Genomic DNA, 19,749 nt, shown 5'->3' with positions numbered 1-19,749 from the left:
CATGATTGAAATAATTGATCCGGGCATGATGCTCATCCTCGGTCTGGTTGCTCTGACCGCTGGTTTTATAGACGCTGTTGCCGGCGGTGGCGGAATGCTGACCGTTCCGGCATTGCTGTCATTAGGGCTGCCGCCGCACATTGCTTTAGGAACCAATAAGCTGGCAGCAACCTTCGCGTCTTCCACCGCTGCGCTGACCTATTACCGGAAGCAGCTGTTTTCTCCGGCTTTCTGGAAAACGTCTTTTCTGGCAACGCTGAGCGGCGCCATTGCGGGGACGCTGGTCGTCGATATCATCAGCACAGCCTGGCTGGAAAAAGTCCTGCCGCTGATCATCCTGGCCGCAGCGGTGTACACCATCTGGCATCCCCATCCCAAAGGTGACAGCCGTAAACTGCCCACGCCATGCCCGCGCTTTAAACGAAAGCAATGGATACAGGGAACCGGTCTGGGATTTTATGATGGCCTTGCCGGACCCGGTACCGGTGCTTTCTGGACTGTTTCCAATATGGCGCTGTATCGCCTGGACATCCTGCTGGCGTCCGGGCTGGCAAAAGCCATGAACTTCACCAGCAACCTGACCTCACTCGTCACATTTGCCATACTTGGCCATATCAATGTTGCGTTAGGTTTAACGATGGGCGTCTGCCTGATGCTGGGTGCCTATATTGGCGCGCACTCTGCGATCCGTTTCGGCAGCCGGTTTATCCGCCCGGTTTTTGTCACCGTTGTTGTCATTCTGGCCGCCCGGCTGGCATGGCAGGCCTGGCTGTAACACCAAACGATAAGGAGAATATCGTGGCGACCGATATTAGCCGTCTTGCTGGCCTGGTTGAACAGCTGATCCCGCAGGCCTCCGCACTGGATCATCAGCGGGGAGAAAGTGATAAGCCCCTTTTCGATAATCAGCTGTTTCACTGCCGGGCGCGCCTGTTGCTGCCCTGTATTCGCGAAATCCAGCAGGAAATTGCCGCTTTGATGAAAGAACAGGCCGCGGGGAACCTGCAAATCGCCAGAGCCAGCTACGTCTGCGAAAAAATTCTGACTCAGATCCAGGCAATTCAGCGAGAGATGGCCACCAAACAAATTCGTGAGGCAGAACCGAAATACGTGGTGAAACAACGGAAGAGCCTGCATCAGTTGTATGACGATCTGGCTCAGCATCAGGACTGGGAAAGACGACTGTCTGCCATGGTCAAAGATAAAACCTTTGAGCTCGAACAGGCAACAGAAGTCAGCCAGCGGCAACCGCTGCAACAACAACTCATCGCTCTGGAAGGACGGCTGAACCGCTGTCAGCAGGCGATGGCCGGTATAGAACAGGCGATCGTCCGCCGGGAACGTCAGGGATAAACCATGCTGCCACTGGTCTATCATCCCGTGTACTCAGAACTGGTTCTGCCGCCAAAACACCGGTATCCCATCACCAAGTACCACAGGTTATTCCTGCATCTCACTCAGGAGATGCACATTGAGCAATGGGCCGACGTCTGTTTTTTTCAGCCGGAACCGGTGACGGCTGCAGAACTGAAAACCCTGCATCAGGCCGACTATATCGACAACCTTGTAAACAACACACTGCCAGCGGCTAAAATGCGTCGTATCGGGTTCCCCTGGAGCCCGCAGCTGATTGAACGGACACTGACGTCCACCGCTGGTACCCGGCTGACCGTCGAGCTGGCACATCAGCACGGGATCAGCCTGCACCTGAGCGGGGGGTATCATCATGCTCACCACGACTTTGGCAGCGGTTTTTGTCTGGTCAATGACCTGGCCTTTGCAGCAAAGCATGCGCTGACACTACCCGGTATCGATAAAGTGATGATTATTGACTGTGATGTCCATCAGGGCGACGGAACGGCAACGTTACTGGCAGATGACAGCAATATCATTACATTTTCAGTGCATTGCGATAAAAACTTTCCGGCCCGAAAACCCGATTCCGACATCGATCTGGCGCTGCCCCGCGAAACAAATACAGAAGACTATTTATCTGCATTCAGTGCCGTTCTGACGCTGGCTCTGGCCCAGTATCAGCCTGATCTGGTGATATACGATGCGGGTGTGGATATCCATCAGGATGACGCGCTGGGCTACTTTCAGGTCACCACAGAAGGCATATTCCGGCGGGATCATCTGGTGATCAGCCATTGCCATGATGCCGGTATCCCGCTGGCCGCAGTGGTCGGCGGCGGCTATCGTGATGACCATCAGCAGCTGGTCAACATCCATGCACAGCTCTTCCTAGCTGCGCTGGCTGTGCATCAGCCACATCACCAGCCGACTCAACCCGGCACAACGAACGATTTTCAGGATATCTGATGACGAAAAAACATGAGAAACCAGCGAACACACCAGCATCCGGGCACCCAGCCCTTGCTGATGCACCGAAAGATGTTCAGTTGGCTGTAGATCTGATTTATTTACTGGAAACCAATGAGATTGACCCCGAAGTGGCACTGTCTGCCCTTGAAATTGTGAAAAATGACCTGCTGACGAAAATGAAACAACATCAATAGCAGGACACCGCATCTGCCCAGGCCGCTCTGAACGAGCGGCTATCTGTTCAGACAGAAATCACAACCGGGCACATTAAGAACGGATGAACTTGTTATAAACAAATAAGACGATAAATGCCCCAACGGTTGCGGTGAAGATACTGCCGATATTCACGCCGGTGACCGGACCGAATCCAATTAAACTGCCAACCCAGCCGCCCACAAAAGCCCCGACAATCCCCAGAGCCATTGTCACGATTAAACCGCCACCATCTTTACCCGGCATCAGCCATTTGGCGAGAGCCCCAGCGATGAGACCCAGAATAATCCAGGAAATAATGCCCATGTTTCGCTCCTCATAAGGTCATGACCCATCTCAGAAGAAGCTTAGCTGACTCTACGTAACCTGATGTATCGAAAATAATGCGAAGGAAAGATTCGTCAGAACCATCACAGTGGATTGCAATCTGATGTATTGCATGAAAAAGGAGGCACCGAAGCGATGACCGGAAACAGTCACTGAAAATCTGAAGTCGCAGAAACAGCCTAGATTCAGGCCGATGCAAACAGGGAGGTTATCTCACGGATAGATGCGGGTTGCTGAGTGCAGTTCACCCGCAGGGTTCAATAGCCATTCACCAGACGTAACCGGTTTGGACGGACTTGTGAATCGGAGGACAGATTGATGATTTTACCTTCACGGCCAACTTCAGTCCTGGAAGCCACAATCCCAAGCAAAGGTTCCACTTTCATTGGGCTGCGAGTAGCAGGTATCAAATCGATCAACCTGGAAAACTCTTCGAATCCCATGGGCTCAAGATGATTAGGGCGAATTTTCATGTTCATTGCGGTCTTGTACTCCTTTCCCTGGCCGCCATCATCGCAACAGAATATGACAATAAAAAATCTCGATGTGACATTTATGTTAAACGTTAAATCCATGTCAAAAATTGACATAGCCCTCAATAAACTGGCCCTACCAGCTGAGTAAGCAGACCTGCCTCACAAATACCAGATCAATAAAACATCACAAAAACATTTAAATTAGACGCACAACAACTTCGCACTTATGACATTCCGACTGAAATTTTTATGCCTTAAGACTTTCTTAAGTTTCCCTTTCTAAGGTGTTAATACACACCTTCTGAGGGAATATGCGATGGACAATAACAATAATTCTAACAAGTTAACCTTGGTGCATATTGATAAAGATCATCCTTTCCGTGAAAAAACAGAACGTTATGTTGCTTCTCGCTATGCCTCCGCATTTCAGGCCCGAATTCATTCCTTCATGCCGGCTTTCCTGGCATTGGTGGATAACAATGAACAGCTGTTGTCTGTCTGCGGTTATCAGGCCGCCCATACCGGCAACCTTTTTCTTGAACAATACCTGGATCAACCAGCAGAACAGTTGATGTCCGAGCGGTTCGGTCAGGCGATTGTCCGTTCTGAACTGATTGAATTCGGGCAGCTGGCGGCATTTTCAAAAGGGATGTCTTACCTGCATTTCACCCTGATTGCCGAGCATCTGGTCCGCTGTGGCTACAACTGGTGTATTTTCACTGCGACCGGCCCACTTCAGGCCATGATGCGGCGACTGGGGCTGAATCCGACAGTACTGGCCGAAGCCACCGCTGAACGCATTCCCAATGCCGATGCTATCTGGGGAACTTATTATCAGCAGCAGCCCAGAATTTCCGGCGGGAGCCTGGCTTCAGGATTAGAGGTGCTGAACCAGCGTCGCTTCCCTGTCCTGCAAGCTTTCGGAGGTCAGGCATGAGAAGCCAGATCATCAAACACCTGTTCCGGTTCGCAGAACAGATGCCCGGGAAAGATGCCCTGCACGGATTCGATTCAGAATCAGGCCAGTCATTTACCGTCAGTTACGGCCAGCTGGCTGAAGAAGTGATGCTGGCTGTCACTCAGTTGAACCAGCTCGGAGCTCAGCACATTGCGCTGAGAGCCGACAATGGCATCCAGTGGGCCATTGCGGATTTGGCGGCGATGGCGGCAGACAAAGTGCTGATTCCGGTACCTGCTTTTTTCTCAGAGCAACAGGTTCAGCATATGCTGTCGGAAGCCAGTGTGGATACGCTTTGGGGTAACTGGACGGCGTATGAGGATTCCTTCCAGACAACGATTGCAGATCTGCCTGTATATAGGTGTGCTTCTTTGAATGCTACGGCCACACAAGTTCACCCCGTACCACCACTGACCGGCAAAATTACCTTTACCTCAGGTTCAACCGGTCAGCCCAAAGGGGTCTGTCTGAGCCAGGAACACCTGCATACGACCAGCCAGGTGCTGGCCGAGCGCCTGTCATCATACGTCCGGCCTCAAAAACACCTGGTTCTGTTGCCTCTGGTAACCCTGCTGGAAAATATTACCGGCCTTTACATCCCAATTCTGATGGGCTCAACCACGGTTATTTTACCCGGCGAACAAGTCGGGCTGTCCGGTTCCAGTCAGTTTGACCCGGCACGATTCGCACATGCCCTGGCCTGCCACTGTCCTGAAAGTCTGGTTCTGACTCCGGCACTGTTGATGGCACTTTGCCAGGTCGCAATCCAGCAGCCTGAGCTGGTCAGTCCGCTGAAATTTGTGGCGGTTGGCGGCGCCCGGGTCTCTCCCGCTCTGCTGACTCAGGCCAGAGCGTTGGGCATCCCGGCCTATGAAGGTTACGGACTCTCAGAATGCGGCTCCGTGGTCAGTCTCAACCTGCCCGGTGACGATAAACCGGGCAGCAGCGGCAGACCGCTTCCCCATTGTCAGGTCAGCATTTCTGAATCCGGCGTTGTCCGCGTCAGCGGCAGTACCATGCTGGGTTACCTCGGTCAGCATGCCCCCGAACAGGAGATTGATACCGGAGATCTGGGGCACCTGGACAACGACGGCTTCCTGCATATTACCGGTCGGCAAAAGAATCTGCTGATTACGGCTTTTGGCCGCAATGTTTCTCCGGAATGGGTTGAGTCTGAAGCGCAGGCTTTCCCGGCACTCATGGGCATGGTGGTGATCGGTGATGCTCAGACCCAGCTGACCGGCGTGCTGTTTACCCCGTCACCGGCTCACCTGTCAGATGCCATCAGCGCACTGAATCAGCGACTCCCGGATTATGCCCGAATCGGCAATCTGGTTGTGCTGGATAAGCCGCTTTCAGCGATTCCGGGACTGATGACTGCAAACGGGCGTCCTAAACGTGACGCCATTCAGCAATTGATTGTGCCTGCACTGGCTGCACTCCCGGATCACTCTGACGACACCAATCATCGGGCGACATCACCCCGAGTGCTGATGACTGCGCACACCGCCGAACGTCTGACACTGACCCCAATTCATCTTCAAGAGGACACAACAATGGGTTCTGGTTTTTTTCATACACTGATCGCCGAAACAGAAGCGGCCCGGAACCGGATGGCTGATGCCCCGATTTTTGCTGCCTGTCAGCAGGGTGCTATCGATCTTACCGGCTACACTGCTTTCCTGACTCAGGCTTATCACCACGTCAAGCACACCATCCCGCTGCTCATGGCCTGCGGCGGCAAGCTGGACGAAAGTTACGAATGGCTGCGCCAGGCTATCGGGCATTACATTGAAGAAGAAATGGGCCATCAGGTCTGGATCCTCAATGACATCAAAGCCTGCGGCGGCGATGCGGAAGCCGTGCGCGACAATCGGGACCAGGGCCGGGTCTGTGCCCCCATCGAACTGATGGTCGCTTATCTCTATCACCAGATTGACCGCCGGAACCCGATCGGATTTTTCGGCATGGTCTGGGTACTGGAAGGCACCAGCGTCAGCATCGGCGGCCAGATTGCACAACAGGTACAGCAGGTTCTGGGTCTGCCGGATCAGGCCATGACCTACCTGAAGTCACACAGTGAACTGGATCAGGAGCACATCAAAACGTTCGAGCAGCTAATGAATCAAATCACGGATCCGGCCGATCAGCGGGCCATTATTGAGAGCGCCAACATGGTCTATGACCTCTACGGCCAGATGCTGGCTTCCCTGCCGCTGCCGGAACCGTCATCCCCACAAACACACTGATTGATTGCGCTGATTTAAAAAGGAATATGTGATGGATATCAACGATAAATATCTGGTCTTAACCGGCGCCTGCGGGGGAATTGGTTCAGAGATTGCCAGTGTCCTGGCGCATGCCGGAGCCAACCTGATTCTGGTTGGCCGCAATCTGAGCAAACTCAAAGCCTTGCAACTGTCTCTGCCCCGGGAAACGGCGCACAAAACACTGGTTGCCGATCTGAATACAACGGCCGGCGTTAATGCAGTTCACGACAGCTGCCAGCAATGGAAATCCGAAGGCTTAGCCATTCATGGTCTGATCAACAACGCGGGAAGCAACCAGTTTTCCAGCCTGTCCCAACGAGATGCCGGCAGTATCAGCGAAGAAATTCAGCTGAATCTGACAGTACCGATTCTTCTGAGTCAGCAAGCCATCCAGTGGCTGGCACATCCGGGTCTGATTCTGAACGTTGGCTCAACCTTCTCTGCCATCGGCTACCCGGGCTATACCACCTACTGTGCCGGAAAAGCTGGTCTTCACCGATTCAGCGAAGCGCTCGACCGCGAACTGGATGGCACAGGGATCCGCGTGCTTTATCTGGCCCCCCGCGCGACCGATACCGCGCTGAACTCAACCCACGTGAACGAGCTGAACCAGCATCTGGGCAATCAGGTAGACCATCCAAAGTGGGTCGCAGAACAGCTCTTACTCAGCCTGCAACAGGAAACGCCTGTCCGCTGGCTGGGCTGGCCGGAAAAACTCTGGGTCAGAGTCAATCAGCTCCTGCCTGCAACGGTTGCAGGTTCAATACGTAAACAAAGTGCCACGATTCGCCAATTTCTTACCAAAGCTGAAGTGCATTAACTTCTAGAGGTCATATGAAAAAGCCATCTTTTAATCTCATCAAACCCCTGCTGGTCATGGCTTGTGTGACCGGCGCTTCGCTCAGCAGCCTTGCGTATGCCGATGAGCTCAGTGATATTCAGCAACAGTGGGCAAAATGCCAGTACGACACCTTTAATAAAGACAACAAAGTGCAATGTCTGAGAAACGTCATCACCGTGACAAAAAAAGCCTTGCAGCAATCACCGGACCGCGCTGACCTGAAAGTCTGGCTGGCTATTAACAAAAGCAGCCTGGCTGGTGCCAAAGGTGGCCTGGGCGCACTACCGTTGGTCAAAGAAGCAAAGGCATTGCTTGAAGACGTGATCAGGACCGACCCGAAAGTCCTGGACGGATCTGCCTATACCAGCCTGGGCACGTTATACTACCAGGTGCCCGGATGGCCGATTGCATTTGGGGATGACGACAAAGCCGAAGCCATGCTGCAAAAAGCACTGGCAATTAATCCGGATGGGATTGATCCAAATTACTTTTACGGGGATTTTCTGGCGCAGGACGGACGGCGAGATGATGCCATTGTTTACCTCACTCGTGCCAGCCATGCCAAACCACGTCCGGGCCGTAAACTGGCCGACGCGGGTCGCCAGCGTGAAATCCAGGAAAAACTGAAGGAGCTGCAATAGTCAATGCGGATCTTACTGATCGAAGATGACGTGATGCTGGGCGAGTCTATGGTGGCCTCGCTCAGCCGCCGTGGCTATACCGTCGACTGGCTGCAGCGCGGCCAGGGGGTTGAACACGCACTGAAAACTGAAGATTTTCTGGCTGTGATTCTCGATCTGACGCTGCCGGATATTGATGGCCTGCAGGTATTGCGTCATATCCGCCGTGCCGGCCATCAGGTTCCGGTGATGATCCTGACCGCCCGGGATGGCATCGACGACCGGGTCAAAGGACTCGACGGTGGCGCCGATGATTATCTGGTCAAGCCTTTCGCGCTGGAAGAATTACTGGCCCGGCTGCGGGTCATGATCCGGCGTCTGTCCGGGAGTACGGAGACTGAAATCCAGCTCGGGGATTTAACCCTGTCTCTGGACAACAATAGTGTGAGTTTTCAGGGAAAACCCGTCAAACTTACCCGAAATGAGTTCAAAATTCTCAGTACATTAGTGGCACAGGCGGGACGGGTACTGAGTAAGGACAGACTTCAGCAAGCCCTGCACGGCTGGGATGACACCGCCAGTGACAATGCCATTGAAGTCCATATTCATAATTTGCGGAAAAAACTGGGCAGCACGCTGATCAAAAATATCCGTGGCGTAGGGTATATCATTGAGAATCGCTGAAATCCGTCCGATGCTGTCGATAAAAAAACGGCTGATCACGATGACGGTGACGGCCGCCACTGTGCTGATTGCCATCTCCTGGAGCCTGATTTTCGCTGAATCCAAACATGAGATTGACGAGATTTTTGATGCCCGGCTGGGGCAATCCGCAAAACTGCTTGCGTTAAGTGCCCCCCAGTTACTGATGATGCCGCCCGAACAGCTCGAATTGTTTTATGAGCAATGGTATCAGGGCATCAGCAATCATGCCGGGCTTGATGATGATGACCCGACCCCTTACGGACACCCCTATGAACAGAAACTGATGTTTCAGTTGTTCAGTGCCAGCGAAGGTGTCCTGCTCCGCTCGCCTGCGGCCCCGCCGACCCCGCTCTCTGTCCCGGATAAAATTGGCTACCACCCGATCTCATTTGACAGTCAGCTCTGGCGCAGCTTCCAGATTCGCCTGCCTTCGACAGCACCGGACCAGGAAGCAGCCTTTCTGATCGTGGCAGAAAAACAGGCAATCCGGGATGAACTGATCGACGATATCGCCTTCTCAACCGGGATCCCGCAGCTCTTACTAATCCCCTGTCTGGCGCTTGCTATTATTCTGCTGGTCAACTATATCATGCAACCTGTCGGGGAACTTCAGCAGGCCCTGTCTCGGCGCACCATCAACAAACTGCATGCAATTCAGGTTTCTCAGCCCACCATCGAGCTCAAGCCTCTGATTGATCAGCTCAATTATCTGCTGTCAGAGCTGGATAAAGCCTGGGTCAGAGAAAAACGTTTCACACACACCGCAGCCCATGAGCTGAAAACGCCATTAGCAGTGCTGCGTCTGAATGCTGAGAATGCACTGGCCAGTGATAACCCGACAGATCTGCAAAACGACTTGACCCATATTCTCAAAGGCATTGAACGGACCGACCGCCTGATTCAGCAGCTGCTGATGCTCGCCCGGGTCGAAGGCGGGAATGCTTTTCCCTTCAACGAGACCGATCTGATGGCCTGCCTGCGCGATGTGATCGGCTCTCTGGTGCCCCTGGCATTAAAACAGGACCAGAATCTGTCGCTGGATGGCCCGGATACCCTCATGATGGACGCCAATGGTGTCCTGCTCACCAGTTTATTCAGTAACTTAATTGATAATGCCATCCGTTATGCCGGAAAGAATGCCGACATCAATATCTCCGTCACCCTGCAGTCAGAGGATTGGGTGGCGATCCGTGTCTGCGATTCCGGCCAGCCCATCCCGGACATGATTCGAGAACGGATCTTTGAAAAGTTTTTCCGCGCCAATACAGAACGGGGCGATGGCGCCGGACTCGGCATGTCGATTATCAGCGATATTGCTCTGCTCCATGGCGGAGATATCGTCCTTGAGGGTAACCAGACGGCATCCGGGAACTGTTTTCTGGTCACACTGCCCGTTCACCGCGCCCTCAATCAGTAGTCATCTAACCTTCACCTGATTCCTGTTTTTGTCAGACACCCCCAGAAATTGTCTATTTATAAGACAAATAGGCAGTTTCTGATTCATAACCGCACCCTAAAACCTGATAAATATTCAAATAAACCCCTTATCACTTTGAAAGACATGCCATAATTGTTTAGAGTACAAATGTTTCATCTGTAATAATTTCTTTGCAGAGGAAGATTCATTTTGAAGGACTAGTACAATTTATGACTGTCAAACTTGAAGTAAAAAACCTTTACAAGGTGTTTGGCAGCGCTCCGGAAAGGGCGTTCCCACTGCTGGAAAAAGGGTTGAATAAGGATGCCATCTTTGAAGAAACCGGCCTCACCGTCGGGGTCAAAGATGCCAGCCTGACCATCCGGGAAGGTGAAATTTTCGTCATCATGGGCCTTTCAGGTTCAGGAAAATCAACACTGGTCAGGCTGCTCAACCGACTGATAGAACCCACACATGGTCAGGTGCTGCTTGACGGAAAAGACATTGCCAAGATTTCTGAAGAGGAATTGCGGACCGTCAGAAGAAACAACATCAGTATGGTGTTTCAGTCATTTGCACTGATGCCGCATATGACCGTGATCGACAACACCGCCTTCGGACTGGAACTGGCCGGTGTCGATAAAGATACCCGCTACGAGACGGCACTGAAAGCGCTGGCGCGTGTCGGCCTGGATGCCTACGCAGCCTCCTATCCGGACGAGCTGTCCGGCGGGATGAAGCAGCGGGTGGGTCTGGCCAGAGCGCTGGCGAATGACCCGGACATTCTGCTGATGGACGAAGCATTTTCCGCGCTGGATCCGCTGATCCGGACCGAAATGCAGGACGAGCTGATCCGGCTGCAAAGTGATGACAAACGAACCGTCGTTTTCATCTCCCACGATCTGGATGAAGCCATGCGCATCGGGGATCGCATCGCCATTATGCAGAATGGTGAAGTGGTCCAGATCGGGACCCCGGATGAGATCCTCCACCACCCGGCCAATGACTATGTCCGTTCCTTCTTCAAAGGCGTGGATGTCACCAATGTTTTCACAGCGAAAGATATTGCCCGCAAACAGCAGGTCACGGTCATCAAAAAAGGCGAAACCGACGGCCCGCGCGCCGCCCTGCAGCTACTCAACGACCAGGATCGCGAATTTGGCATCGTGGTCGATCGCCGCAATCAGTACGTCGGGATTGTCTCCACCGAATCCTTACAAAGTGCCACGAAAGCCAACCACCCGCTGACACAAGCGTTGCTGAATGACACGGTGACGTTCTTACCCAATACCCCGGTAGGTGAACTGATTGGTCATGTTGCCAGCCTGCCTTACGGTGTGCCCGTCGTTGATGAGCAGCAGCGCTACCATGGCATTATCACCAAAGCTCGCCTGCTACAGACACTAGACCGGGAGGCCTGACATGAGCCAGGAAACACAAACCGTATCATCCGCTCCGGGAACAGAAACGGTGCCGGAACAACCACCTGTGCAGGATCCCTGGTCTGCAACGACAGATGCTGCCAATACCGACCCTTGGGGGAATGCCGCCGGTTCAACGCCCAATTCAGGGTCTGACTGGCTGAACGAAGCGGCATCAGCCCCGGCCGATCCCAGTATCGACTGGATGCACCCGTTTCAGGATGCGCTGATCCCCTTTGATCGCTGGGTGGAAGACGGAATCAACTGGCTGGTCGCTAATTTCCGGCCCGCGTTTCAGGCCATCAGTGTCCCGATTGATTACATTCTCACGGCTTTTCAGGCCTTACTTCAGTCGACGCCGGCACTGCTGATGATTTTCCTGATCATGATTCTGGCCTGGCAGATTGCGGGCGCCCGGATGGGGATCGCATCCGTGCTCTCGCTCTTACTGATTGGCGCCATCGGTGCCTGGGATCAGGCGATGGTCACGCTGGCACTGGTTCTGACGTCGGTCTTTTTCTGCCTGCTGATCGGGTTGCCCACCGGGATCTGGCTGGCACGCAGTGAAAAAGCCGCCAAAATCATCCGGCCGGTTCTCGATGCAATGCAGACAACCCCGGCCTTTGTGTATCTGGTGCCGATTGTCATGCTCTTCGGTATCGGGAACGTCCCCGGTGTGGTCGTCACCATCATCTTTGCCCTCCCCCCCATCATCCGGCTGACGATTCTGGGGATCAGGCAGGTACCGGAAGAACTGATTGAAGCCGCACATTCCTTTGGCGCGAATCCAAAACAAATGCTTTACAAGGTTCAGCTGCCGCTGGCCATGCCAACCATCATGGCTGGCGTGAATCAGACACTGATGCTGGCCCTATCTATGGTCGTCATTGCCTCAATGATCGCCGTAGGCGGTCTGGGACAAATGGTCCTGCGCGGCATTGGTCGTCTGGATATGGGACTGGCCGCCATTGGGGGTCTGGGCATTGTCATTCTGGCTATTCTGCTGGACCGTCTGACCCAGGCCATGGGGGCATCTGATCGCGGCAAAGCATACCGTCACTGGTATGAACACGGCCCGATTGGCTTCATTTATCGCCGGTTCAAAAAAGATGAGACCCCGCAACTGACGACCCATTCACAATCTTAAGGAGAACACCATGACAACACGCTGGAAGTCACTTTCACTCTCAGCGGCACTGCTTGCCGGTGTCGCAACATGGACCGCCACCGCGGCCGAAGAACCCGGTCAGGGAATTTCCGTTCAGCCCGTACAGAGTACGGTGGCGGAAGAAACCTTTCAGACCCTGATTGTCAATAAAGCTCTGGAAGCGCTGGGGTACAAGGTTCTGCCGACCAAAGAGGTCGATTACAACGTCGGCTATACCTCGATTGCCAATGGGGATGCTACTTTCCTCGCGGTGAACTGGTCTCCCCTGCATAAAGACAAATTTATCAAATCCGGCGGAGACAATAAGTTTTACCGAAAAGGGGAATACATTACCGGTGCAGCCCAGGGCTATCTGATTGATAAGAAAACCGCTGAAAAATACGGCATCACCAATATCAGCCAGCTGAAAGATCCGAAACTGGCCAAACTCTTTGATGCCAACGGTGACGGCAAAGCCGATCTCACCGGCTGTAACCCGGGCTGGGGCTGTGAAGGTGTGATTGAGCATCAGCTGGATGTGTACGGGCTGCGCAACACAGTCACCCATAATCAGGGTAACTACGCCGCCATTATCGCCGACACAATTTCCCGCTACCGGAACGGTTCTCCGATTCTGTACTACACATGGACGCCTTACTGGGTCAGCGGCGTGCTGGTTCCGGGAAGAGACGTGGTTTGGCTGGAAGTTCCTTTTTCCGCACTGCCGGGCGAGCGTAAAAAAGTGGACACCACTTTGCCGAACGGCAAAAACTACGGATTTCAGATGAACAGCATGCGGATTGTGGCAAACAAAAAATTTGCCGAAGACAATCCGGCGGCCGCCAAACTGTTTGAAGTCATGCAGCTGGATATCAATGACGTCAGTGCCCAGAATATGCGGATGAGTCAGGGCCAGAACTCCCAGCAGGACATTGAGAACCACGCCAACGGCTGGATCAAATCGCACCAGAAACTGTTTAACAGCTGGATTGCACAAGCAAGACAAGCTGCAGAGGATGCGTCTTAATCCTCCGGTGACACACCACACAAGACTTTCTCTCCGACAGGCCGGCATTTCGCCGGCCTGCTTGATCTGAACGACGCCTTAAAGTCAAAAACCTTACATCGGCTAAGCTTATTTTTTCGCTATACTCTTGAGATCATGGTCCGGAATTTAGGGTAACTCTATGTTTTTAGATTATTTTGCATTAGGGCTGCTTATCTTCGTCGCCCTGGTGATGTTTTATGGCATCATCGCAATTCACGACATTCCCTATGAGATTGCCAAGGAAAGGGAGCATCCCCATCAGGACGCTATCCACTATGCCGGATGGGTCAGTTTATTCACTTTGCACGCGCTGTGGCCATTTTTATGGATCTGGGCCACCTTGTGGAGAAAAGAACGGGGATGGGGTTTTCAGCAAATTCAGAATGAGCAGGTTCTGCTGCAATCCCAGATTTCCAAAATGGAAGCACAAATTCAGCTGCTGCAAACCGAACTGACCGCACTCAGACACGCTCCCCGTCCGCCGGTCAATCCCGCCAGTCAACAGAAAAGCAATGACAATGACGAGGGCCATCAATAATGGAAACCCTGCTGGTTCTCTCATACGCTGCAATCTGTATTTTTATTTTTAAGATCTTCCGGATCCCTCTGAATAAATGGACGGTTCCGACTGCCGTTCTGGGCGGCATTGTCCTGGTGGGTGCACTGGTACTGCTGATGAACTACAACCATCCGCACACCAGTCTGGGAGGAGAATACTATGTTTCGACGCCCATCATGCCGAATGTCCGTGGCAAAGTCACCGAAGTGCCGGTCAGGCCAAACACCCCTCTGAACCAGGGCGATGTGCTTTTTAAAATAGACCCGACGCCTTTTCAGGCTGAGGTTGACAGACTGGAAGCACAGCTGGAAGAAACCAGACAAAATGTGCTGGGACTGGAAGCCGCCTACAAAGCTGCGATGTCAACGAGAGTCAAAGCTCAGGCCGAACGCGATCGAACCTACCAGCAATACCAGCGCTATGCGACCGGCTACAAACGCGGTGCATTCACCAAAGCAGATGTGGACAACCGCGAACAGTTCTACCGGAGCGCCGAAGCATCGCTCGATGCTGCGCATGCGGAAGAACGGCGAGCCAAACTGGCGTTCGAGTCCAATATTAACGGGCAGAACACCAGCATAGCCCAGATTGAAGCTCTGCTGGTCAAAGCTAGGTTTGATCTGGACTCCACCATTGTCCGGGCGCCGACCCGTGGATTTGTCACTCAGGTTCTGCTCCGGCCGGGCATGATGGCTGTTCCGCTCCCGCTGCGTCCGGTCATGACCTTTATCAATACCGATGATGAATTCATTATCGGTGCCTTTCGTCAGAACTCGCTGTTACGCCTCAAACCCGGTTATGAAGCCGATGTGATTTTCCGCGCCATTCCGGGAAAAACGTTCAAAGCAGAAATCGTGGAAGTACTGCCAGCCATCGGAGAAGGTCAGGCGCAGGCACAAGGCGTGCTATACGGCACCGAAATCCTGATGCGTCAGGGGCGGCCGCTGGTCAGACTCAAAATGATTGATGACATCAGTGCTTACAAGCTGCCTTTAGGGGCGAATATGGAAATTGCGGTCTACTCCGATCATGCGCACCATCTGGCAGTGATGCGTAAAGTACTGATTCGGATGAAGAGCTGGCAAAACTACCTGTACCTGGACCATTAAACCCTCACTGAACCATGCCCGCTGAAATCCGCGGGCATGACCGGATCAGTCACTCATTCCGGCGGCCAGCCGGACTTGCCGTTGAGTCAGGATCTGGCGCACACAATCCAGTATCAGAAACGCCACGGCAACCCAGATGGCAAGGTAAGTGAGCCACTCTCCGCCCTCAATACGTTCCCCCAGCAACAGAGACACGATCACCAGTAATACCGGTTCAACATAACTCAGCAGTCCGAACAGGCTGAAACTCAGCAGGCGACTGGCTACAATATAACTGCCCACCGCCAGCGCACTGAGCACACCCAGTCCGAGAACCAGTGCAATCAGCTGTGAATGCTGCATCAACACACTCAGGCTTTCGGTCTGAATAAACAGCCACCAGATGACCGGGGGGAACATCATCGCCATATCAAACCACAGACCACCCAGGCTGTCCGTGCCCATTTTCCGCCGCAACATAAAATAGGCCGGATAACCCATCGCGACCACAAGGGTTTCCCAGTACAGACCACCAGACAGCCAGAGCTTATTGGCAACCCCTACCCCGGCAAAAAGCACAGCGACTTTCTGCAATCCGCTCAGTCTGTCTTTGTAAACCAGTCTGCCCAGCACCACCATTACCAGCGGCATCATAAAATAGCCCAGAGAAACAGGCAGGGCCCGGCCATTGACCGGCGCCCACAAGAAGAGCCAGAACTGTAACCCCAGCAAACCGGCCGACAGGGGAATTCCCAACCAGAGCAGCGGACGCTGACGGATCTGCAAGGCAATCTCTGTCACCTGCCCCCAGGCATGACTGCTGAGCAAAAAGAGCGTCAGAAAAGGAAGTGTCAGCAATAACCGCCAGCTGAAAATCGCTTCTCCATCCAGCGGATGAAGTAACGTTGCATAGAAATACATCCCGCCGAACAGGCAAGATGACAACACAGATAAAAAAACACCTTTCCCCACATCCACTCCTGCAAATCGCAACCCACGGCCCTGCGGCCACTGAACGGCATCATATCAGTATGTTGCCTCAGTTTGCGATCTCAGAAACCGGGATCTGTCAGTCCAGCGTTTTCTTAAAGCGCCAGGACGCGACCAGCAGCCCCAGCAAGGTAAAACCGGCTAACCACAAGGCATCTTTCCAAAGCACAGCCAAATCCGCGCCTCTCAGCACAATGCCGCGGATCATCCGCATAAAGTGTGTTGCAGGCAGCACCTCCGCAATCCACTGCGCGACAACCGGCATCCCCTCATAAGGAAACATAAAGCCGGACAACAGGATGGAAGGCAGCAGAATAAAGACCGTCATCTGCATGGCCTGAAGCTGTGTCTGCGCAATGGTGGATATCACCAGTCCTAACGTCAGGCTGGCAGAGATAAACAATAAGGTGCCGAACAGGATCTGGCTCAGTGGGCCGTTGATTGGTACATCAAAAATAAAATGACCCAGTCCAAGAATAATCACCACCTGAATCAGGCCAATGACAATATAAGGGGCAATTTTCGCCAGCATCAGTTCCAGCGAGTGCACCGGGGTTGTGATCAGCAGCTCCAGGTTCCCCCGCTCCCGTTCTCGGACAATGGCAGCCGAGGTAAAGAGAATCATCGTCATTGTCAGAATCACCCCCAGTAAGCCGGGCACAATGTTCACCGCCGTCCGGCGTTCCGGGTTGAAATACAATGCGACTTCAAAGGTCGGTGTCATGACGCTGGACTGCTGCGCTTTATAGTCTCCCACCAGATTCTGCACCGGCATATTCTGAAGCTGCAGCAGTGCCGAGCTGACCATGGTATCGGACCCGTCCACCAGCCACTGGCCCGCTTCCCGGTGCTGTGCCAGCCGCTGGTCCAGATCCCGGGGCAGTACCAGAACGCCGCGGACTTTACCCGCAGTAATGGCCTGCTCGCCATCATGAGGCGTAGCGTAAACATCCACCACGGTCACCACCTGCGTGGCCTTGACCGCTTCAGTGATGATCCGCCCGTACTGAGACTGACTTTGATCGACCACGGCGACCGGAATGTTGCGCACATCGGTATTGATTGCAAACCCAAACAGCAACAGCTGAATCAGCGGGATCATTACCACCATCCCGAAGGTGATCCGGTCGCGGGAAAGCTGACGGAACTCCTTGACCAGAATCGCCTTCATCCGGATCAGGCTGGACACAAGATTCATTGGCGTGGCTTCCCTGTGCTGGTAACAAACACATCTTCCAGACTGGGCCGGACAACCGTCAGTTCTGCCTGCTGCAGCGACGGCATCTGATGCTTCAGCCAGGCCACCGGATCGGTTTCAGCCGCCCGAACCAGCACACGAAGCCGGATCCCCAGCTGAGCAGCCGACACCACTTCGGGCAGCAAGAGCAGACGCTCTTTCATCTGCCGCAAACCCGGCGCCTCAATTTCCACCACACTCACGCCCATCTGTTCCATCAGCTCGCTGGGCGGGCCATCCGCTTTGATCTCACCTGACTCCATAATCGCCAGTCCGTGGCAACGTTCAGCTTCATCCATATAGTGGGTGGTGACCAGAATCGTGGTGCCCTGATCAGACAAATCAAACAACTGCTCCCAGAAATCACGCCTCGACTGAGGATCGACAGCCGATGTCGGCTCATCCAGAAATAGTAAATCCGGTTGATGCATTACCGCAGCCGCCAGAGCCAGACGCTGTTTCTGACCGCCGCTCATACTGCCGACCCGTTGCTTCATCAGCCGGCTCAGCTGATAGGTGTCCGCAAGTTCTGCCACCCTGGGTTTGAGTTCACGGGAAGAGAGGCCGTATATCTGCCCGATAAATTGCAGGTTTTCTGAGACGGACAAGTCTTCGTACAACGAAAACTTCTGCGTCATATAGCCGATTTTCATCCGAAGCGCCTCAGCCTGTTCCGGAATCCGCAGACCCAGCACGTTGATTTCCCCTTCACTCGGACTGAGCAGTCCGGTCAGCATCCGCAGCGTAGTCGACTTTCCGCATCCGTTGGGTCCCAGAAAACCGTAGATACTGCCTTTCGGCACATGAAGATTCAGCTGATTCACCGCGGTGAAATCACCGAACCGCCGCGTCAGTCCGACGGCATTGATTGCAAGTTCACTCAACGGACATCTCCACCTGAACAGGCACCCCGGAAGGCAGGGATCGGGCTTCATCCGGCAAATCAAACTCCGCCAGATAGACCAGCCGGGCCCTGTCATCTTCATTCAGTGCGTAATACGGGGTAAATGCCGGCTCTGTCGCAATCCAGCGCAATTTGCCTTCATAAGGTTGTGAGACACCGTCAACATAGACGGCTGCCTGTTTGCCGGGTTGCATTGCCACACGATAAGGCTCCGGCACATAGACTCTGGCATAAGGACGGCTGTTGGCCTGAAGCACGGCAACCACTGCATTCACCGGCACACGCTCCCCCAGGTTATAGGGCAGACTGTCGACAATCCCGTCCCGGGTTGCGACCACTGTTAAGTCATCCAAAATACGTTGCTGCAACGCCACATTCGCCTGCGCCGCTTCCAGTTCAGCCTGCGCCTGCTGGATATCTTCGGTTCGTTCGCCCCGGGTCAACTTGGTCAGATTCTCACGGGCTGCTGTCACTTCGGCACGTGCCGCATCCCGTTCCGCCCGGGCATTATCCCGTTCTGCCACGCTGATCAGTTTTTGTCTGACCAGACGTTCCCGGCGCTCATAGGTTTTTTCAGCATCCACCAGACGGGCTTCCGCCTGATCCAGTCCCGCTTTGGCGGCCGCAATATCTTCAACCCGCTCCCCGTTGGTCAGCCTCAGAAGATAAGCTTCGGCCTTTACCTGCTGTGCTTTTGCCTGTGCCAGCACCGCAGCCTGACGTGTTGTATCGAGCCTCACCAGCACTTCGCCGGCTTTCACGGGCTGCCCTTCTTCCACAGGCATCACCCGGATAATTTCAGTTGCGGTGGCAGTCAGCGTAATCCGGTCGCGCTCCAGCGTCCCCAGCGCCTGTGAGTTTGACGCGCGGTTACATCCGGTAAGCAGCAGGGCAATCATGACAGCTATGCCCCAGTTCCCGACAAGTTTCATCAATATGTCACTCCATGACGAATGGTTGCTGAAATCCTAATCAGAAATGGCATAAATTCAATGCACTTGCGCAAGGATTGCATATTTTTCTGTCGCCTTTTGCCTTCGATAAAAATCTCCGCAGCTGAATCTGCCTTTAAAGCAAGGATAGGGCCTCAGCTGCGGAAAAGCATTAGGGAACCGCAACCGGAAACCGATCCCGATCCAGAACTGGCCGAAGTCCCCTCTTTATCCGGAGACTTCCCTTGTACTGCGTTCGAAAGCCATTAGA

21 protein-coding genes and 1 pseudogene are annotated in these 19,749 nt (G+C 53.6%); 16 read left to right on the top strand and 6 right to left on the bottom strand.

Going from position 1 to position 19,749, the window contains the following annotated elements:
- Position 1 precedes the first annotated feature (1 nt).
- From ACYP03_RS01320 to rsmS, 4 genes are read left to right on the top strand one after another with little or no spacing between them, the layout of a single operon-like run.
- Positions 2-775 (top strand): sulfite exporter TauE/SafE family protein, encoded by a 774-nt coding sequence (locus ACYP03_RS01320; RefSeq protein WP_459778215.1) that lies wholly within the window; start codon positions 2-4, stop codon positions 773-775.
- A 23-nt stretch (positions 776-798) separates the two neighbouring features.
- Entirely contained in the window at positions 799-1,353 is a 555-nt protein-coding gene (priC, locus tag ACYP03_RS01315) for a primosomal replication protein PriC (protein ID WP_459778214.1), read from the top strand.
- Between the two features lie 3 nt (positions 1,354-1,356).
- The gene (locus ACYP03_RS01310; RefSeq protein WP_459778213.1) at positions 1,357-2,322 is read left to right on the top strand and encodes a histone deacetylase family protein; all 966 of its coding nucleotides are present in this window, start codon (positions 1,357-1,359) and stop codon (positions 2,320-2,322) included.
- Entirely contained in the window at positions 2,322-2,519 is a 198-nt protein-coding gene (rsmS, locus tag ACYP03_RS01305; RefSeq protein ID WP_248143779.1) for a pleiotropic regulatory protein RsmS, read from the top strand. The genes ACYP03_RS01310 and rsmS overlap by 1 nt, the downstream gene beginning before the upstream one ends.
- Positions 2,520-2,592: 73 nt before the next feature.
- Here rsmS and ACYP03_RS01300 read toward each other — a convergent pair whose 3' ends face one another.
- Both ACYP03_RS01300 and ACYP03_RS01295 read right to left on the bottom strand, forming a co-directional pair.
- Positions 2,593-2,844, bottom strand: coding sequence for a GlsB/YeaQ/YmgE family stress response membrane protein (locus ACYP03_RS01300; protein WP_248143778.1), 252 nt, complete (start codon positions 2,842-2,844; stop codon positions 2,593-2,595).
- Positions 2,845-3,122: 278 nt separating this feature from the next.
- Entirely contained in the window at positions 3,123-3,344 is a 222-nt protein-coding gene (locus ACYP03_RS01295) for a hypothetical protein (RefSeq protein WP_248143777.1), read from the bottom strand.
- A gap of 313 nt (positions 3,345-3,657) precedes the next feature.
- On the opposite strand from ACYP03_RS01295, the gene ACYP03_RS01290 reads away from it, so the two are divergent.
- From ACYP03_RS01290 to ACYP03_RS01235, 12 genes and pseudogenes are all read left to right on the top strand, one after another.
- The gene (locus ACYP03_RS01290; RefSeq protein WP_459778212.1) at positions 3,658-4,278 is read left to right on the top strand and encodes a thermostable hemolysin; all 621 of its coding nucleotides are present in this window, start codon (positions 3,658-3,660) and stop codon (positions 4,276-4,278) included.
- A pseudogene (locus ACYP03_RS01285) lies at positions 4,275-5,270 on the top strand (AMP-binding protein); the annotation flags it as partial. The gene ACYP03_RS01290 and the pseudogene ACYP03_RS01285, both read left to right, overlap by 4 nt.
- Before the next feature lie 585 nt (positions 5,271-5,855).
- Positions 5,856-6,548 (top strand): TenA family transcriptional regulator, encoded by a 693-nt coding sequence (locus ACYP03_RS01280; protein ID WP_459778410.1) that lies wholly within the window; start codon positions 5,856-5,858, stop codon positions 6,546-6,548.
- 31 nt (positions 6,549-6,579) lie between these two features.
- A complete protein-coding gene (locus ACYP03_RS01275; protein WP_459778211.1) occupies positions 6,580-7,389 on the top strand; it encodes an SDR family oxidoreductase in 810 nt (269 codons plus the stop codon).
- A 14-nt stretch (positions 7,390-7,403) separates the two neighbouring features.
- Positions 7,404-8,051: a tetratricopeptide repeat protein gene (locus ACYP03_RS01270; protein ID WP_459778210.1), complete on the top strand. Its 648-nt coding sequence runs from the start codon at positions 7,404-7,406 to the stop codon at positions 8,049-8,051.
- A 3-nt stretch (positions 8,052-8,054) separates the two neighbouring features.
- Positions 8,055-8,714, top strand: coding sequence for a response regulator (locus ACYP03_RS01265; protein ID WP_330960682.1), 660 nt, complete (start codon positions 8,055-8,057; stop codon positions 8,712-8,714).
- Positions 8,701-10,152, top strand: a complete 1,452-nt coding sequence (locus tag ACYP03_RS01260) for a sensor histidine kinase (RefSeq protein WP_459778209.1) — start codon at positions 8,701-8,703, stop codon at positions 10,150-10,152. Before ACYP03_RS01265 ends, ACYP03_RS01260 begins: the two co-directional genes overlap by 14 nt.
- Positions 10,153-10,382: 230 nt before the next feature.
- The gene (proV, locus tag ACYP03_RS01255) at positions 10,383-11,573 is read left to right on the top strand and encodes a glycine betaine/L-proline ABC transporter ATP-binding protein ProV (RefSeq protein ID WP_248143772.1); all 1,191 of its coding nucleotides are present in this window, start codon (positions 10,383-10,385) and stop codon (positions 11,571-11,573) included.
- A gap of 1 nt (position 11,574) precedes the next feature.
- The gene (gene proW, locus ACYP03_RS01250) at positions 11,575-12,720 is read left to right on the top strand and encodes a glycine betaine/L-proline ABC transporter permease ProW (protein ID WP_248143771.1); all 1,146 of its coding nucleotides are present in this window, start codon (positions 11,575-11,577) and stop codon (positions 12,718-12,720) included.
- Between the two features lie 10 nt (positions 12,721-12,730).
- Positions 12,731-13,747 carry a glycine betaine/L-proline ABC transporter substrate-binding protein ProX gene (gene proX, locus ACYP03_RS01245; protein WP_459778208.1) on the top strand — a complete coding sequence of 339 codons (1,017 nt, stop codon included), beginning with the start codon at positions 12,731-12,733 and terminating at the stop codon, positions 13,745-13,747.
- A gap of 160 nt (positions 13,748-13,907) precedes the next feature.
- Entirely contained in the window at positions 13,908-14,306 is a 399-nt protein-coding gene (locus tag ACYP03_RS01240) for a DUF3302 domain-containing protein (RefSeq protein ID WP_459778207.1), read from the top strand.
- Positions 14,306-15,436, top strand: a complete 1,131-nt coding sequence (locus ACYP03_RS01235) for an HlyD family secretion protein (protein WP_459778206.1) — start codon at positions 14,306-14,308, stop codon at positions 15,434-15,436. The genes ACYP03_RS01240 and ACYP03_RS01235 overlap by 1 nt, the downstream gene beginning before the upstream one ends.
- A gap of 45 nt (positions 15,437-15,481) precedes the next feature.
- On the opposite strand, the gene rarD is transcribed toward ACYP03_RS01235, so the two are convergent.
- From rarD to ACYP03_RS01215, 4 genes are all read right to left on the bottom strand, one after another.
- Complete coding sequence (rarD, locus tag ACYP03_RS01230; RefSeq protein ID WP_459778205.1) at positions 15,482-16,387, bottom strand: EamA family transporter RarD; 906 nt, start codon at positions 16,385-16,387, stop codon at positions 15,482-15,484.
- A gap of 97 nt (positions 16,388-16,484) precedes the next feature.
- The gene (locus ACYP03_RS01225; RefSeq protein WP_248143766.1) at positions 16,485-17,603 is read right to left on the bottom strand and encodes an ABC transporter permease; all 1,119 of its coding nucleotides are present in this window, start codon (positions 17,601-17,603) and stop codon (positions 16,485-16,487) included.
- Positions 17,600-18,526, bottom strand: coding sequence for an ABC transporter ATP-binding protein (locus ACYP03_RS01220; RefSeq protein ID WP_248143765.1), 927 nt, complete (start codon positions 18,524-18,526; stop codon positions 17,600-17,602). The genes ACYP03_RS01225 and ACYP03_RS01220 overlap by 4 nt, the downstream gene beginning before the upstream one ends.
- The gene (locus ACYP03_RS01215) at positions 18,519-19,478 is read right to left on the bottom strand and encodes an HlyD family secretion protein (protein ID WP_459778409.1); all 960 of its coding nucleotides are present in this window, start codon (positions 19,476-19,478) and stop codon (positions 18,519-18,521) included. Before ACYP03_RS01215 ends, ACYP03_RS01220 begins: the two co-directional genes overlap by 8 nt.
- Between the last annotated feature and the right edge of the window lie 271 nt (positions 19,479-19,749).

The sequence above is a fragment of the Photobacterium sp. R1 genome, from assembly GCF_054600795.1.
The sequence above is the reverse complement of the archived record's forward strand: the minus strand, read 5'-3'. Positions and strand labels throughout refer to the sequence as shown.